The organism is Kitasatospora sp. NPDC056138 (assembly GCF_042264695.1).
GTDB lineage: Bacteria > Actinomycetota > Actinomycetes > Streptomycetales > Streptomycetaceae > Kitasatospora.
In genome coordinates this window covers 69,987-86,698 of record NZ_JBHJVK010000012.1, presented here as the reverse complement: position 1 = coordinate 86,698, position 16,712 = coordinate 69,987, and the positions used below count along the sequence as shown (strand labels likewise).

Annotated in this window: 11 protein-coding genes; 1 reads left to right on the top strand and 10 read right to left on the bottom strand. The window is 71.3% G+C overall.

Features of this window, described 5'->3' with window-relative positions:
- Positions 1–5: 5 nt before the first annotated feature.
- The 8 genes from ACFC1R_RS11230 to ACFC1R_RS11195 form a co-directional block, all read right to left on the bottom strand.
- Positions 6–1,160: a CDP-alcohol phosphatidyltransferase family protein gene (locus tag ACFC1R_RS11230; protein WP_375936258.1), complete on the bottom strand. Its 1,155-nt coding sequence runs from the start codon at positions 1,158–1,160 to the stop codon at positions 6–8.
- 182 nt (positions 1,161–1,342) lie between these two features.
- Positions 1,343–2,857 carry an ArnT family glycosyltransferase gene (locus ACFC1R_RS11225; RefSeq protein ID WP_375936255.1) on the bottom strand — a complete coding sequence of 505 codons (1,515 nt, stop codon included), beginning with the start codon at positions 2,855–2,857 and terminating at the stop codon, positions 1,343–1,345.
- 151 nt (positions 2,858–3,008) lie between these two features.
- Positions 3,009–4,925, bottom strand: a complete 1,917-nt coding sequence (gene dxs, locus ACFC1R_RS11220) for a 1-deoxy-D-xylulose-5-phosphate synthase (RefSeq protein ID WP_375936252.1) — start codon at positions 4,923–4,925, stop codon at positions 3,009–3,011.
- A gap of 421 nt (positions 4,926–5,346) precedes the next feature.
- Positions 5,347–6,270 (bottom strand): DUF4231 domain-containing protein, encoded by a 924-nt coding sequence (locus ACFC1R_RS11215; protein WP_375936249.1) that lies wholly within the window; start codon positions 6,268–6,270, stop codon positions 5,347–5,349.
- A 158-nt stretch (positions 6,271–6,428) separates the two neighbouring features.
- Entirely contained in the window at positions 6,429–7,763 is a 1,335-nt protein-coding gene (locus ACFC1R_RS11210; protein ID WP_375936247.1) for a sugar ABC transporter permease, read from the bottom strand.
- The gene (locus tag ACFC1R_RS11205) at positions 7,760–8,548 is read right to left on the bottom strand and encodes an ATP-binding cassette domain-containing protein (RefSeq protein ID WP_375936244.1); all 789 of its coding nucleotides are present in this window, start codon (positions 8,546–8,548) and stop codon (positions 7,760–7,762) included. Before ACFC1R_RS11205 ends, ACFC1R_RS11210 begins: the two co-directional genes overlap by 4 nt.
- Positions 8,549–8,740: 192 nt before the next feature.
- The gene (locus ACFC1R_RS11200; protein ID WP_375936242.1) at positions 8,741–9,835 is read right to left on the bottom strand and encodes a sugar ABC transporter substrate-binding protein; all 1,095 of its coding nucleotides are present in this window, start codon (positions 9,833–9,835) and stop codon (positions 8,741–8,743) included.
- Positions 9,836–10,033: 198 nt separating this feature from the next.
- The gene (locus ACFC1R_RS11195) at positions 10,034–11,230 is read right to left on the bottom strand and encodes an ROK family protein (protein WP_375936415.1); all 1,197 of its coding nucleotides are present in this window, start codon (positions 11,228–11,230) and stop codon (positions 10,034–10,036) included.
- Between the two features lie 305 nt (positions 11,231–11,535).
- On the opposite strand from ACFC1R_RS11195, the gene pepN reads away from it, so the two are divergent.
- Entirely contained in the window at positions 11,536–14,127 is a 2,592-nt protein-coding gene (pepN, locus tag ACFC1R_RS11190; RefSeq protein ID WP_375936239.1) for an aminopeptidase N, read from the top strand.
- Positions 14,128–14,290: 163 nt separating this feature from the next.
- Here the strand turns inward: pepN and ACFC1R_RS11185 are convergent, their stop codons facing one another.
- Together ACFC1R_RS11185 and ACFC1R_RS11180 are read right to left on the bottom strand one after the other, a co-directional pair.
- Positions 14,291–15,895 carry a sensor histidine kinase gene (locus ACFC1R_RS11185; RefSeq protein ID WP_375936235.1) on the bottom strand — a complete coding sequence of 535 codons (1,605 nt, stop codon included), beginning with the start codon at positions 15,893–15,895 and terminating at the stop codon, positions 14,291–14,293.
- The gene (locus ACFC1R_RS11180; protein WP_375936232.1) at positions 15,892–16,608 is read right to left on the bottom strand and encodes a response regulator transcription factor; all 717 of its coding nucleotides are present in this window, start codon (positions 16,606–16,608) and stop codon (positions 15,892–15,894) included. Before ACFC1R_RS11180 ends, ACFC1R_RS11185 begins: the two co-directional genes overlap by 4 nt.
- Positions 16,609–16,712: the final 104 nt, after the last annotated feature.

Below are 16,712 nucleotides of genomic sequence, written 5' to 3'. Positions count from 1 at the left end.
GGGGCTCACCGGATCGTGCGCAGGTACATGGTCGGGCTGTCCTCTTCCGCCTGGAACGAGCGGACGGGCTGCTGTTCCTGCCGCGGCTGGGGGCCGGCGGACTGCCGCCCCTGCCCCGGCTCGTCGGAGGGGTGCGGCGGGCGCAGGCCCGCGGCGATCTCCAGGTCCCGGCGGCGCTTGCGCAGGGCCATGTCGGCCATGGTCCGCTCGAAGTCCTTGGTGGAGAGCCAGAACTTGTACAGGATGGCGAGCTCGAAGACCGACAGGCCGACCGAGACCACCACGGTGACCAGACCGATCCGGCCGACGATCGGAGCGACGATGAAGACGCCCATCTGGAACTCGATGCCGCTGATCAGATGGGTGCGGATGCGGTGCCGCTTGAGGAAGTTGCGGGCCCGCATGTACCAGGGGAAGTTCTTCCGGAAGCCCTGGTGCAGGTCGACGATCTCGGCGTCCTGGGTCTCCAGGTGCACCTGGGCCTGGACGATCTCGGGCTGGGCGGTGTCGAGTTCGGGGTTGTCGCGGAGCAGGTCCTCCATGAAGAGCAGCGACTTGCCGCTGACGCCGTCGGTGCTGCCGCCGCTGACGGTCTCCAGCTTCTTCCGCATGCCCTGGCGCATCTTGTAGATCTGCAGCGCGTTCACGTAGCGGATCATGTCGAGGAAGATGACCAGGATGGCCAGCCAGAAGTACATCTCGGTCGGGTTGTCCCGGAACTGACCGACCATCAGGCAGAGTGCGCAGATGACGACCCGGATCCGGTCGAAGACGTAGTCCAGCCAGGCGCCGAAGATGCTGCCGTTGCCGGTGAGCCGGGCCAGCTTCCCGTCCATGCAGTCGAGGATGAAGCTGAGGTGGTAGAGCCCGGCGCCGAGGATCAGCGCGGTGCGGTCGCCGAGGGCGAAGAGCCAGGCCGAGCCGAGGCCGAGGAACAGCGCGGCCCAGGTGATCTGGTTCGGGGTGATCCTGGTGTGGCGGGCGACCCAGCGGACCAGGGGCGTGGCCACCGGGTCCACCAGGACCACGGTCCACCAGGCGTCGCGCTTCTTCAGCGTGCGGTCCCTGACCTCACCGAGGGTCATGGTTCTGCGGTGCGAGCCCCGCCCCGCCACCCGCGCCTCCGAGGAGTCGTCGTTCATGTCACCGGCCAACGCCACCGCTCGCCACGGTCCTTCCTAGAACTTCGTGCTGGCCCCGGGGGATCGCGGTGTGGGTCGCTGGGTCTGGCGCCATGAGTTCATCATGATCTCATGAACAGATTACCGGGCGGCGATGTCCGCTTGAATACGGCATTGCCAAGGAATGGTCACGCACCATCACCCGGCAAACTACCGATTTGTCACTTCTTGAGGCGGTAGATGACGGTGTCCGCGTTCACCGCGACCACCTCGTACCTGCTGTCCAGCAGGCTCTCGATCCTCGGCACCAGGACCGGCTGGTAGGGAGCGCGACCGGAGTCGTCCACCACCACCTCGGGCAGCCCCTTGGAGAGCTCCTGATCGAAGGTCTGCCAGGCGTCGGCGACGCTGTACTGCTCGCCGACGTTCTGGCTGCTGTCCTTGCCGCCGCTGTAGTTGGTCAGGAAACCCGCCGTCAGATAGCGCGTGACCGGGCGTCGGTCGGCCAGCCAGTACAGCTCCGGGTGCATGCCCCAGACCAGCACGGTGTCCTTGGGCGTGGTCTGCTTGGCGATCGTGGTGGCGACCTCGGTGGTGTGGGTCAGCTTCTGGCCCGGCCAGAACAGGGCCAGGCCCCAGAACACCGTCGCCGCGACCGTGGTGTACACCAGCACCGGCCGCCAGCGGACCTGCGAGGTGCACACCGCGCCCACCCCGAGCAGCACCAGCGGCGGCATCAGCTGCAGGTAGTAGTGCCCGAAGAAGTGGAAGCCGGTGCTCACCGCGATCACCGAGGAGAGCAGCCAGACCCACAGGTCGCCGGTCGAGCCGTGCGCCTCGCCCGCCCGCTCGGCCACCGGACGGCCCCGGTACTTCAGCCAGAGCCGGCGGCCCACCGGGGCCAGGAAGCCGAGACCGGCGGCCAGCAGGATGCCCGCGTTGCCGAAGGCCCGGCCGAGCATCTGCAGCCAGGCGCCGTCCAGCGAGGCGTAGTCGCCGCTGCCGGTGACCACCCAGAACAGGAAGCCCTTCGGCTTGGTGAGGATCACCGCGACCAGCGCTATCGGCAGTGCGAAGCCGAAGCAGATCTTGAACAGGGCGGGCCGCCAGGCCACCCCGCGGTGCCGGGCGTCCTGCCAGAGCATCCAGAGCACGGCCATCAGCACCGCCCCGCCGGTCTGCTTGGTGAGCGAGCAGAGCGCGACCGCGATCCCGGCCGCCAGCCAGCGCCGCCGCTCGGCGTACCGGAAGGCGGCCACCATGGCGGGGAGCATGAAGACCTCGAAGGTCGCCGCCTGGGTGTCCTCCGGGGAGAGGCCGATGGAGACCAGCAGGTACAGCGCCCCGGCGATCGCACCCGCCCGGTTCCCCCAGCGGCCACGGGCCAGCGAGGCCAGCAGGACGGCGGTGACCAGGTGCGCCACGATCGCCAGGACGCGCAGCGGCCAGAGCGAGAGCGACCCGAAGACCGCGAAGCAGGCCTCGTACAGCCAGGGCAGCAGCGGGGGCTTGCGGTCCACCACGGTGTCGTACAGCACTCCGCCGTCGGCCAGCATCCTGGCCTGGGTGGCCAGGTAGCCCTCGTCGGGGCTCCAGACCGGGCGGAGGAAGGAGGGGATGTGGGTGACCACCGCCAGCAGGGCCAGCACCGGAACGACCCTGGTCCAGTAGCCCGTGCGGACGCGCCCGAGCAGCCGCCGTTCCAGGCGGTCGGTCAGGCGGTCGGCCGGTGCCACACGTGTGGGGGAGTCAAGCACAGGTGACAAACTACCCGGCGGGACCGACGCCGGTGGCGTCGGTCCCGCCTTTGGATCCGATCATCTGACAGTCGTTCGATGTGCCCCTGCTCGATCGGGCGTCATCGAACCGACCGCGCTGTGTCCTTCGTCACGCCTCGACGCCGACCCGGTCGAGCCGGGCCACCGTCTCGGTGACCTTGCGCGCGATGTCCGGGGCGGTCAGGCCGATCTCGGCCAGGATCTCCTCGCGCTTGGCGTGGTCGAGGAACTCCTGCGGGATGCCGAAGTCGCGCAGCGGCAGGTCCACCCCCGCGTCGCGCAGCGCCTGGGCGATCGCCGAGCCGACGCCGCCGGCCCGGCCGTTGTCCTCGACCGTGACGACCATCCGGTGCTCGGCGGCCAGCCCCGGCAGGGCCGCGTCCACCGGCTTGACCCAGCGCGGGTCCACCACGGTGGTGGTGATGCCCTGGGCGGCCAGCAGCTCGGCGGCCTCCAGGCACATGGTGGCCATCGCGCCGACCGAGACGATCAGGACGTCGGCCCGCCTGCCGTCGGCGCCCGCGCCGTCCTCCCCGTTCTCGCGCAGCACGTCCATGCCGCCGATCCGGCCCAGGGCGGGAACCGCGGGGCCGACCGTGCCCTTGGAGTAGCGGACCACGGTGGGCGCGTCCCCGACCTCGACGGCCTCCCGCAGCTGGGCCCTGACCTGGTCGGCGTCGCGCGGCGCGGCGAGCCGCAGACCCGGGACGACCTGCAGGATCGACATGTCCCACATGCCGTTGTGCGAGGCGCCGTCGGTGCCGGTGACACCCGCGCGGTCGAGCACGAAGGTGACGCCCAGCTTGTGCAGGGCGACGTCCATCAGCACCTGGTCGAAGGCCCGGTTCAGGAAGGTCGCGTAGACCGCCACCACCGGGTGCAGGCCGTTGGTGGCCAGGCCCGCGGCCGAGACGGCGGCGTGCTGCTCGGCGATGCCGACGTCGAAGATCCGGTCCGGGTACGCCTTGGCGAACGGGGCCAGGCCCACCGGGTGCAGCATCGCGGCGGTGATCGCCACGATGTCCTTGCGCTCGCGGCCGAGGGAGACCATCTCCTCGCCGAAGACCGAGGTCCAGTCCTTGCCCGAGCTCTTGATCGGCAGACCGGTCTCCGGGTGGATCACGCCCACCGCGTGGAAGCGGTCCTCGTCGTTCTGCTCGGCGGCGTGGTAGCCGCGGCCCTTCTCGGTGATGCAGTGCACGATCACCGGGCCGCCGAAGCCGCGCGCCTTGGTGAAGGCCGACTCCAGCGCCGCCAGGTCGTGGCCGTCGATCGGGCCGATGTACTTCAGGCCCAGGTCCTCGAACATGCCCTGCGGGGCGATGAAGTCCTTCAGGCCCTTCTTGGCGCCGTGCAGGGTCTCGAAGAGCGACTGGCCGACCACGGGGGTGCGCTGCAGCGCCTCCTTGCCCCAGGTCAGGAAGCGCTCGTAGTTCTGCGTGGTGCGCAGCGTCGCGAGGTGGTTGGCCAGGCCGCCGATGGTCGGCGAGTACGAGCGCTCGTTGTCGTTGACGACGATGACGACCGGCAGGTCCTTGCAGTCCGCGATGTTGTTGAGCGCCTCCCAGGCCATGCCGCCGGTGAGCGCGCCGTCACCGATCACGGCGACCACCGGGCGGTCCTTGTGGCCCTGGATCTTGTTGGCCTTGGCCAGGCCGTCGGCGTAGCCGAGCACGGTGGAGGCGTGCGAGTTCTCGATCACGTCGTGCTCGGACTCGGCCCGGGACGGGTAGCCGGAGAGGCCGCCCTTCATCTTCAGCCGGGAGAAGTCCTGGCGGCCGGTGAGCAGCTTGTGGACGTAGCTCTGGTGACCGGTGTCGAAGAGGATGCGGTCGCGCGGCGAGTCGAAGACCCGGTGCATCGCGATGGTGAGCTCCACCACGCCCAGGTTCGGCCCGAGGTGGCCGCCCGTCTTGGAGACCTCTTCGACCAGGAAGCTGCGGATCTCCTGGGCCAGTGCGGCCAGCTGCGGCCCGGTGAGCCGGTCGAGATCGCGCGGTCCCCGAATGCGGGTCAGCAGGGCCACCCGTTCCTCCTCGTTCAAAGGGTCTCAGGCCCTCTCGGGCCCGACGGGCCTCGCTGCCCGTTTGTACCGGCGCGCTCGGCGAGTTCCGCCACGCCCGGCTGGTCGAGTCTAATGTCCACAACTCGGACTTCTGCGGCGGGCCGTGCACCTGCTGCCCGCCGAAGCCCAAGCCGCTGATTTTACGCCCTCCGCGGGCTCCGGGACGCGACCGGCGGCGGCCCGGGGCGGGGCGGGGCGGACGCCGTCGCGGGCACGGGGTCCCGGCTGCCGGCCGGTCCACGGCCCGCTGCGCCGCACGTTCCTCGGACGGGCGCGTGCGGCGGCGCGGCCGGACGCCCGGCTGTGTGCGGTGCACCGCGCCGCCGGGCGCGCCGCCGGAGGGCGTCGCCCCGTGCCGCCGGTCACGCCGCGGGAGGGCGGCTCAGCGGGGGAAGGCCCGGCGGGCGCGCCAGGTGGTGTGCTCGCGGGAGACGGCCTCCTCGGCGTCGGCCGCCAGCTTGGCCCAAGTGGACTCGGAGTCCTCCGCGTTGAGGTCCATGGTGGAGAGCTGCCCGGAGACGATCTCCAGCTCCCGGGCCGCCAGCAGGTAGGCCGCGGCCAGCGGCCGCAGCTGCTTGAGCTGGGTCCAGGCGATCACCGCTGCCGCGGCCGCCGCGCAGGCGCCGAACGCCTGAACCGAGAGCGCGCCCGCCACCTGGGCGACCGCGGCCGCGCCGCCGACGATCATCAGGGCCACCGTGGCCAGCCCCCAGGACACCGCCTGCGACTCACAGGCCTCGGCCCGCGAGCGGTACCACAGGCGCTGCCCGTCCACCCGCGCCCGCAGGTACCTGGTCCGCCGGACCGTCAGCGTGGCGGCCCGCAGCTGCCTCATCTCGTCGGTGATCTCCGCCTGCGTCCCGGGCGGCACGATCTCCGGGTCCTCGAAGGCCCGCAGCACGTCGGCCAGCTGGAGCTGGTAGCGGCTCTGCGCCTCCAGCGAGTCGGCGGGGCCCTCGAAGGGCTGCGCCCGGACCGCGTACTTCCAGGCCAGTGTCTTGACCGACTCGGCGGCGGCCCGCGCCTCGTACCAGCGGCCCTGCGGGTTGGTGTTGCGCAGGCGGTACCAGAAGTAGCCCGCGCCCAGGAAGGCGGCGACCGAGACCAGCGGGGTGGCGTCCCCGCCGCCGTCGCGGTGCGAGCCGGGCAGCACGCTGACCACCGCGGCCGCGACCAGTAACAGGATCTGCCAGCGGTACCAGCGCAGGGTCCGCTGCTGGCCCTCGATCGACGCCCGGTCGGCCGTCCAGAACGGCTCGGGCAGCAGTTCGGCCTCGCCGCTGCCGGGCGGATCCTGCTGCACCATCGCCGCTCCCCCCTCGCACCCCGTCAGCGGGCAGTATGCCCAGCCTCAACTCCCGTACACAGCGTGGTTTTCGGACACCCGAGCGGGCACAGCAGAACGGGCCGCGGGTCGGTTCGACCCGCGGCCCGTCGGGGGGAGCCCGCACGCTCCCCCCGGTGTCAGCCTCGACCTGCGGACTTCTGCGTCCGCCGGGAGACCGAGTCCAGGACGACGGCGCCCAGCAGCACCGCACCCGTGATCATGTACTGGATGGACTGGTTGACGTGCACCAGGTCCAGGCCGGTGATGATCGACTGGATCACCAGGATGCCGAGCAGCGCCGACCAGGTCTTGCCACGGCCGCCGAAGAGGCTGGTGCCGCCGATGACGACCGCCGCGATCGAGTTCATCAGGACGTTGCCGCTGCCCAGCAGCTTGTCGCCGGAGCCCTGCTGGGAGGCGATGAACAGACCGCCGAGGGCCGCCATGCCGGCCGAGATCATGTAGACCGAGATCCGCACCCAGGCCACGTTGATGCCCGCCCGGCGGGCCGCCTCGACGCCACCGCCGACCGCGAAGACCTGCCGGCCGTAGGAGGTGCGGCGGAGCACGAAGTCGCCGATCACGACGACCGCGAGGAAGATCACCAGCGGCAGCGGCAGGCCCTGGTTCTGGTTCAGCACGTACGCCGCGACCAGGGAGATCACCGCGACCACGCCGGTGCGCAGCCAGATCTCGCTCATCGGGCGGGCGGGCAGCCCGGCCGCCGTGCGGCGGCGGTGGTCCAGCAGCTGGCCGACCACGAAGAGCACGGTCCCCAGCACCGCCAGCGCCCAGGCGTAGAAGACGTCGCCGTCACCGAGGAAGTAGGTGTCCAGGTTGGCGATCACACCGTCGTTGATCAGGTTGACGGTGCCCTTGTCGCCGAGCACGTACATCTGCAGACCGCTCCAGGTCAGCAGACCCGCGAGGGTGACCACGAAGGAGGGCACGCCGATCTTGGCGAAGAAGAAGCCGTGCAGGGCGCCCATGCCGACGGCGGCGCCGATCGCGATCAGGATGGCCAGCCACTCGTTCACCCCGGAGCGGACCGAGACCACCGAGGCGATGGCGGCCGAGACACCGGCCACCGAGCCGAGCGAGAGGTCGATCTCACCGAGCAGCAGGACGAAGACGATGCCCACCCCGATCAGGCCGGGGCCGGCGATCCACTTGGTGATGTTGGTGAGGTTGTCCGGGTTCAGGAAGTTGCCGGTCAGGCCCTGGAAGATCGCCGCGATCAGGATCAGGCCGAGCACGACCGGGACGGAGCCCAGGTCGCCGCTCTTCATCCGCCGCTTGAACTCGTCGAGGTAGCCGGCGAATCCGGCCTCGCGGACCAGCAGGCGCGGGTCGACCGCGGGGGCGACGGCGGCGGGCGCGGTGTCGGCCGAGCCGTCGGCTGCCGCCTCGACGGCCTCGACGGCCTCGACAGCGGCCTCGGCGGCCGAGGTGGTGGTCGGGTCGGTGGTCACTTGGCTTCCTCCGCGAGACGCGCCTGACGCCGGGTCACCGCGTTCTCGGTGGCGCCGGTGATGGCGGAGATGATCTCCTCGTGCGAGGTGGTGGCCACCTCGAACACGCCGTTGTTGCGGCCGAGTCGGAGCACCGCGACGGTGTCCGCGACGGCCTTGACGTCGGCCATGTTGTGGCTGATCAGGATGACGCCGAGGCCGCGCTCGCGCAGCCGCTCGACCAGGTCGAGCACCTGGGCGGTCTGCTCCACGCCGAGCGCGGCGGTGGGCTCGTCCAGGATGACGATCTTCGGGTCGCCGACCAGGGCGCGGGCGATGGCCACCACCTGGCGCTGGCCGCCGGAGAGCGCGGCGATCGGGATCCGGACGCTGGGGATGCGGATCGACAGGGTGTCGAGCAGCTCCTTGGCCCGCTTCTCCATCGCGACCTCGTCGAGCGTGCCGAAGCGGCGCAGCTCGCGGCCGAGGAAGAGGTTGCCGACCACGTCGAGGTTGTCGCAGAGCGCGAGGTCCTGGTAGACGGTCGCGACACCGAGCGACTGGGCGTCGTGCGGCCGGTTGATGCCGACCTGCCTGCCCTCCCACTCGATCGAGCCCTCGTCGATCGGGTGGACGCCCGCGATGGTCTTCACCAGCGTGGACTTTCCGGCGCCGTTGTCGCCGACCAGGGCGACCACCTCACCCGCGTGCACCTCGAGGTGGACGTCGGTGAGCGCCTGGACAGCGCCGAAGCGCTTGGAGACCCCGCGCAACGCCAGTACGGGTGCGCCTGTCACGTGAACCAACTCCTTCGTTCCGTGCCGCTGGCTCTACATTCGGCGGTGGCACGGCCTGCCGCGCGCCGACCCGGGCGCGAAGGGGTAGTACGAGAAATGAACGGGCACGGCGGGGTTCTGCACGCCGCGCACGGTGGGAGGCACCCCCGGAGGGGGTCGGGGGCGCCTCCCGAACCGCTGGTACTGCTACGGCCGGAAGCCTTACTGCAGGCCCGCGGCCTTGCAGGCGTCGGCGTAGTCGGCGGTGCAGATGTCGCCCACCTTGTAGAGGCCGTCGGCGATCACGGTGTCCTTGATGTTCGCCTTGGTGACGACCTTGGCGTCCAGCAGCTTGGCCGGGATGCCCTTGTCGGTGTCGCTGTCCGCAGTGGAGGTGGCGACGGACTTGATGTCCTTGCCCTGCAGCAGGTCGACGGCGAGCTCGGCGGCGTTGTCGGCGAGCGGCTTGTACGCCTTGTAGATGGTGTAGGTCTGGTCGCCGGCGACGATGCGCTGGATGGCGTCGAGGCCCGCGTCCTGGCCGCCCACCGGCACGGTGATGCCGGAGGCCTTCAGCTGGGTGACGATGGCGGCGGCCATGCCGTCGTTGGCCGAGTAGACGGCCTGGAAGCCGTCCTTGCCCAGCTGGGTGATGGCGGCGCCGATCTTCTGGCCGGCCACGGTGGGCTTCCACTCACCGGACTGCTCGTAGACGATCTTCTTGACCTTGCTGTCCAGCACCTTGTGCGCACCGGCCTTGAACTGACCGGCGTTCGGGTCCGCGTCGTCACCGTTGATCATCACGACGTTGGAGTCGGCGGCCTTGTCCCCCAGCGCGTCGACCAGGGCCTGGCCCTGCAGCTCGCCGACCTTCTCGTTGTCGAAGGAGACGTACGCCGAGACCGGGCCGGTGGCCAGCCGGTCGTACGCAATGACCTTGACGTTCTTGTCCGCGGCTTCCTTCACCCACTGCTGGGTGGACTTCGCGTCGAAGGCGTCCAGGATGATGACCTTCACGCCCTGCGCGATCAGCGTGTCGAACTGCTGCTTCTGCTTGGCGGCAGAGCCCTCGGCGTTGCTGTACTTGACGTCGCAGTCACTGCACAGCGCCTTGACCTTGGCCTCGATGAACGGCTTGTCGAAGGACTCGTACCGGGTCGACGAAGCGTTCTCGGGGAGCAGCAGGCCGATCGACTTGGTGTCACCGGAGGAGGCGCTGTCCTTCTTGTCACCGCCGGCCTTGCCACAGGCGGCCATGGTCAGAGCCATCGAGACAGCGGCGGTGCCGATCACCGCGCGACGCGTCATTGCGTTCATGGTTGGGGGTGCCTCCCTGACAGAGCCGCAACGTTGCGGCGAGGTGGAAGGGAGTCAACCCGGCCCGGTCACTTGACGTCAATAAGTAAAACCGGAAGACCGGACATCCGAACCCTTTCGTTATCTTCCTGAAGGCGAAGCCGAGACCAACCGGCTGTGGCGGGCCTCGGCTCGACCCCGGCCCGCCCCCCGAACCCCTCAGACGTGGAGCGTCGCCGAGGCTCCCGGCTGTCGGATAGCTCCCGATTCGCCCATCTCGCTCATCACCAGCGCGAGCGCCCCGAGCACCTCCGCCCGGCCGCCCAACGTGCCCGGGACGACCGAGAGCTGACGCGCCGCGCTCGGGATGGCGTACCGGGCCACCGAGTCCCGGATCGGGGAAAGCACCAGCTCACCGGCCTCGGCCAGATCACCGCCGAGGATGATCCGGCGCGGGTTGAGCAGGTTGCACAGGGTGGCCACGCCGGTGCCGATCTGCCGCCCGGCGTCGGCGATCACCCGGCGGCAGCCCAGATCGCCCTGGCCGGCCAGCTGGACCACCTTGGTCAGGGTCAGTTCACCCGGATGGTTGGCGTTCAAAAGGTTGAGCAGGTAGCGGGAGCCGACGAAGGTCTCCAGGCACCCGCGGTTGCCGCAGCGGCAGACCGGACCCGCCTCGTCCAGGGTGATGTGCCCGATCTCGCCCGCCGTCCCGCCGGGACCCCGGTAGATCTGACCGTTGATCACCAGCCCCGCGCCGACACCGCTGGCCACCTTGATGTACGCCAGGTCGCTCAGCCCGCGTCCGGCGCCCCAGACCAGCTCGCCCAGCGCGCCGAGGTTGGCGTCGTTGTCCACGTACACCGGCATGCCGAGCCGCTGGGACAGCTCCCGGCCGGGGGCGATGCCCGTCCAGCCGGGCAGGATCGCGGTGGAGCCGAGCGCCCCGGTCTCCACGTCGATCGGGCCCGGTACGCCCAGGCCCACGCCGATCACCTTGTCGGAGCGGAACCCGGCCTGGGCCAGCAGCCGCTCCACCATCGCCTCGGCCCGGTCGAAGCCCTGCTGGGCGGAGACGTCGACGTCGATCGGCTCGCTCTCCTCGGCGAGCACCCGGTGCGCCAGATTGCCCACGGCCACCCGCAGGTGGGTGTGGCCGAAGTCGACGCCCACCACGATCCCGGCGTCCCCGCTGAGCGAGACGCTGCGGGCCCGGCGGCCGCCCGAGGAGGTGTCGGCGACCACCACGGTGCCGCCCTCCTTGAGCTCCCGGACGATGTTGGACACCGTGGCCGCCGACAGTCCCGTGCTCCGGGCGATCTCGGCCTGGGTCAGCGAGCCCGCCATCCGGACCGCACGCAGTACCCGTTCGAGGTTCGCCCGGTGCAGCGAGGACTGCGATCCCGGTGTGTCCATCGACATGATTCACCCTTCCAGGGCCCGGGGACTCGACCGTCCCCTCACCCCTGCCGCGCCTTTGCGGCGGAGCTCCGTTGCGGCCGCGGCGGTCGTCACCCTCGGGTGCCGAACCCTCCGCCGGGCCCCACTTTCAACTTCTGAACTCTATGCTCGGCCACCAGCCCGATACCGCGTCAAGACCGAAGACAGATCGTTAGGAAACCTCTGCTGAGCCGCCCCCTCGCCTGCGAATATCCGCGCGGGACCCGCACACCGGCATGGGAAGATGCCTGGCATCCATGCCTGACGAAGGAGTCCTGCGAGTGCCTGGCACCAACTTGACCCGCGAGGAGGCCCGCACCCGGGCCGCGCTTCTCCACGTGGACGCGTACGACATCGAGCTCGACCTGAGCTCGGCCCGCGAGGGTGGAACCTTCCGGTCGACCACCGTGGTCCGTTTCACCGCCGCCACCCCCGGCGCCGACAGCTTCATCGACCTGGTCGCGCCCACCGTCGCCGAGATCGTGCTGAACGGCGTGTCGCTGCCACTGGCGAACTTCTCCGACAGCCGGATCGCGCTGCCCTCGCTCGAGGCCCAGAACGAGCTGCGCGTCGTCGCCGACTGCGCCTACACCAACACCGGCGAGGGCCTGCACCGCTTCGTCGACCCGGTGGACGGCGAGACCTACCTCTACACCCAGTTCGAGGTCCCGGACGCCCGCCGCGTCTTCGCCTCCTTCGAACAGCCCGACCTGAAGGCCCCGTTCAGGTTCACCGTGACCGCCCCGAAGGGCTGGGTCGTGGTCTCCAACTCCCCCACCCCGACCCCGGTCGGCGAAGGGGACACCCGGGTCTGGCACTTCGAGCCGACCCCCCGGATCTCCTCCTACATCACCGCGCTGGTCGCCGGCCCCTACGTCGGTGTCTTCGACGCTTACGAGAAGGGCGACCAGAAGGTCCCGCTGGGCGTCTACTGCCGCCCCTCGCTGCGCGAGTTCCTGGACGCCGAGGCGATCTTCGAGGTCACCAAGCAGGGCTTCGACTACTTCCAGGAGAAGTTCGACTTCGCGTACCCCTTCGCCAAGTACGACCAGCTGTTCGTCCCGGAGTTCAACGCCGGCGCGATGGAGAACGCAGGCGCCGTCACCCTGCGCGACCAGTACGTCTTCCGGTCCAAGGTGACCGACGCGGCGTACGAGGCGCGGGCCGCGACGATCCTGCACGAGCTGGCCCACATGTGGTTCGGCGACCTGGTCACCATGGAGTGGTGGAACGACCTCTGGCTCAACGAGTCGTTCGCAACCTTCGCCGAGACGGTCTGCCAGGCCGAGGCCGCCGGTTCCCGGTGGCCGCACTCCTGGACCACCTTCGCCAACCAGATGAAGACCTGGGCGTACCGGCAGGACCAGCTGCCGTCCACCCACCCGATCATGGCGGAGATCAACGACCTGGAGGACGTCCAGGTCAACTTCGACGGCATCACCTACGCCAAGGGCGCCTCGGTGCTCAAGCAGCTGGTCGCCTACGTCGGTCAGGACGCCTTCTTCAAGGGCGTCCAGGCGTACTTCAAGGCCCACGCCTGGGGCAACACCCGCCTCACCGACCTGCTCGGCGCCCTGGAGGAGGCCAGCGGCCGCGACCTGAAGACCTGGTCGAAGGCCTGGCTGGAGACCGCCGGCATCAACGTGCTGCGTCCCGAGATCACCCTCAACTCCGACGGGCAGATCGAGTCCTTCGCCGTCATCCAGGAGGCGCCCGCGCTGCCGGCCGGCGCCAAGGGCGAGGCCGTGCTGCGCCCGCACCGGATCGCCATCGGCGCGTACGAGCTGAAGGACGGCAAGCTGATCCGGGTCGACCGGATCGAGCTGGACGTCGACGGCCCGCGCACCGAGGTCCCGCAGCTGGTCGGCGCGCACCGGCCCGCCGTACTGCTGCTCAACGACGACGACCTCTCCTACGCCAAGGTCCGCCTCGACGAGGACTCGCTCGCCGTCGTCACCGAGCACCTCGGCGGCTTCACCGACTCGCTGCCGCGCGCGCTGTGCTGGGCCTCCGCCTGGGACATGACCCGCGACGGCGAGCTCGCCGCCCGCGACTACCTCGCGCTGGCCCTCTCCGGCCTGGCCCGGGAGACCGACATCGGTGTGGTCCAGTCGGTGCAGCGCCAGGTCCAGCTGGCCCTGAACGCCTACGTCGACCCGTCCTGGCGCGAGCAGGGCACGGCCCGCTGGGCCGAGGCCACCGAGCAGCAGCTGCACGCCGCCGCCCCCGGCAGCGACCACCAGCTGACCTGGGCCCGCGCCCTCGCCTCGGTCGCCCGCACGGACCGCCAGCTCGACCTGCTGGAGGGCCTGCTCAACGGCAGCCGGACGCTGGACGGCCTGGCCGTCGACACCGAGCTGCGCTGGACGCTGCTCTCCCGCCTGGTCGCCACCGGCCGTGCCGACGAGAAGGCGATCGACGCCGAGCTGGCCCGCGACAACACCGCCGCCGGCCAGGAGCACGCGGCGAGCTGCCGCGCCGCCCGGCCGACCGCCGCCGCCAAGGCCGAGGCCTGGGCCTCGGTGGTCGAGTCCGACAAGCTCACCAACTACGTCCAGGACGCGGTGATCGGCGGCTTCCAGCAGGCCGACCAGCGCGAGCTGCTCGCCCCTTACAGCGCCGAGTACTTCGCGGCGATCAAGGGCATCTGGGAGACCCGCAGCCACGAGATCTCGCAGCAGATCATCACCGGGCTGTACCCCTCCCTGCTGGTCGAGCAGGGCACGCTGGACGCCACCGACGCCTGGCTGGACGCCTCCTCGCCCGCTCCGGCGCTGCGGCGCATGGTGGTCGAGGCCCGCGCGGGCATCGAGCGCGCGCTCAAGGCGCAGGCCGTCGACCACGCGGCGGGCGCCCGGGCCCTGGGGCACTGACCCGGGCGGTGGGCCCCACGGGCCGGCCGCGCGCGTGGCCCACGCGCGCGGACCACGCCGGGTGGGGCACACCAGTCGGGGCGCGGGGGACCGCTCGAGAGACCTGCCTCTCCGTGGAGGGTTGATCGCGTAGTTCCCCGCACCCCGCGGGGGTGCAACTCGCCTACGCTGTACGGCGGTTCGCAGCAGTGGGTTGCGCCCGCGGTTCCCCGCGCCCCTGCGGGGGCGCAACGTGCCCGCGGTGCGCATCGTCCTGACGGGCCGGCAGCCGGACGGTGAAAGAGGTGCGGCCGGGGCGGGTCGAGAGTTCGACGCTGCCGTGGTGGGCGGTGCTGACGGCGCGGACGATGGCCAGGCCGAGGCCGGTGCTGCCGGTGCTCCTGGCCCGGGCCTGGTCGCCGCGGACGAAGCGTTCGAAGATCCGCCCCGCGAGCTCCGGTTCGATGCCCGGGCCGGTGTCCGTCACGGTCAGCCGGACCTCGCCCGCGCCGCCGGGTCCGGTCGAGAGCGCGAGCGTCACCCGGGTGTCCTCGGGGGTGTGGACGCGGGCGTTGGCCAGCAGGTTGGCCACCACCTGCCGCAGCCGGTCGGCGTCGCCCGTGACCAGCACCGGCTCCTCGGGAAGTTCCAGCTGCCAGCGGTGCCCGGGGCCGGCCGCGCGGGCGTCGGCGACGCAGTCCAGCGCCACCCGGGTCAGGTCCACCTCCGCCGCGGCGAGCGGCCGCCCCGCGTCCAGCCGGGCCAGCAGCAGCAGGTCCTCGACGATCGCACCCATCCGCTGCGACTCCGCCTCGATCCGGGTGAGCGAGTGCCGCACCTCGCCCGGCACCGGGCCGGGGTGGCGCAGCGCCAGTTCGGCGTGGCCCCGGACCGCCGCCACCGGGGTGCGCAGTTCGTGGCTGGCGTCGGCCGCGAAGGCCCGCAGCCGGTCCTCGACCGACTGCCGCCGGGCGAGCGCGTCCTCGACGTGGCCGAGCATCCGGTTGAGCGCGGCACCCACCCGTCCGACCTCGGTACCGAGGTCGTCGTCGGGCACCCGGACCGGCACGGCGGCCTCACCGCTGGCCAGCGGCAGCGCGCTCACCCGCTCGGCCGCACCGACCACCCGGTCCAGCGGGCGCAGCGAGACCCGGATCCAGAGCGCCCCCGCGACCCCCGTCGAGGCCAGCGCCGCCGCGAACACCACCAGCTCGATCGTGACCAGCCGGTGCACCGCGTCGTCCAGCGGGCGCAGCGGGAGCCCGGTGACCAGGACGTCACCGTCCCGCCCGGCGACCGCTCTCAGCCGGTAGTCCCCGAGGCCGGACAGCCCGACGCTGCGGGCCGGGCCGCCGGCCGGCAGGGCGGCCAGGGCACCGCGGTCGGCGACGGTCAGCGAGACCGTGTCGTCGGTGTCGGCGGCCACCGTCCCCTCCGCCACCGCCGGATCGTCCGCGTCGCCGTCCACCACCCGGGCGGCGGTGACCGTGCCGTTCAGCAGCCAGGCACCGAAGGTCCCCGGGGCCTGGGCCCTGGTGTCGCCACGGGCGGCACCCGCGGTCGAGAGTTCCGGGTGCTCCAGGCTGGCCGCGTACCGGCCGCCGGTGTCGGCGAGCTGCTGGTCGAGCCGGTCGACCAGGAAGTGCCGCAGCGCCTGGGTGGTGGCCAGTCCGACACCCGCGCAGGTGAGTAGCAGCAGCGCGAGCAGTCCGGCGATCAGGCGGGCCCGCAGGGTGCGCGGCACCGCCCGGCGGAGCGGGCCGGCCCACTGCGCGCTCGGGCGGATCACTGCGGCGCCTTGATCACGTAGCCGGCGCCCCGGACGGTGTGGATCATCGGGGAACGGCCCAGGTCCACCTTCTTCCGCAGATAGCTGATGTACAGCTCGACCACGTGTGCCTGCCCGCCGAAGTCGTACGACCAGACCGCGTCGAGGATCTGCGCCTTGCTCACCACCTGCCGGGGGTGCTGCATCAGGTAGCGCAGCAGCCCGAACTCGGTGGGGCTGAGCTCCACCGCCTCGCCGCCGCGGAACACCTCCCTGGCCCGCTCGTCGAGCACCAGGTCGCCCAGGACCAGTGCGCCCTCCGGCACCTGCGGTCCGGCGGGCCGGGCGCGCCGGAGCAGGCTCCGCAGCCGGACCACGACCTCGGCCAGGCTGAACGGCTTGGTGACGTAGTCGTCGCCCCCGGCGGCCAGGCCGGCGATCCGGTCCTCGACGGCGTCCTTGGCCGTCAGGAACAGCACCCTGATCTCGGGTTGGACGGCGTGGATCCGGCGCAGCACCTCCATCCCGTCGAGGTCCGGCAGCATCATGTCGAGGACCACGGCGTCGGGCCGCCAGGCGTCCGCCTGCTCGACGGCCGACTGCCCGGCCGTGGCCCCGCGCACGTCCCAGCCCTCGTACCGGAGGGCGCCGCAGACCACCTCGACCAGGTCGGGTTCGTCGTCGACGACCAGGATCCGCCACGGGCGCCGCCCGGGGCCGGCTGGGTTGTCCATGCGCACATCCTGGGGGTCGTCTCGTCACCGGGAGCTGTCATCCTGCCGCCCCGCGATGAGAATGCGGTGAGATCCACCTCCGGCCCGAAGCCCGCGAAACCCAC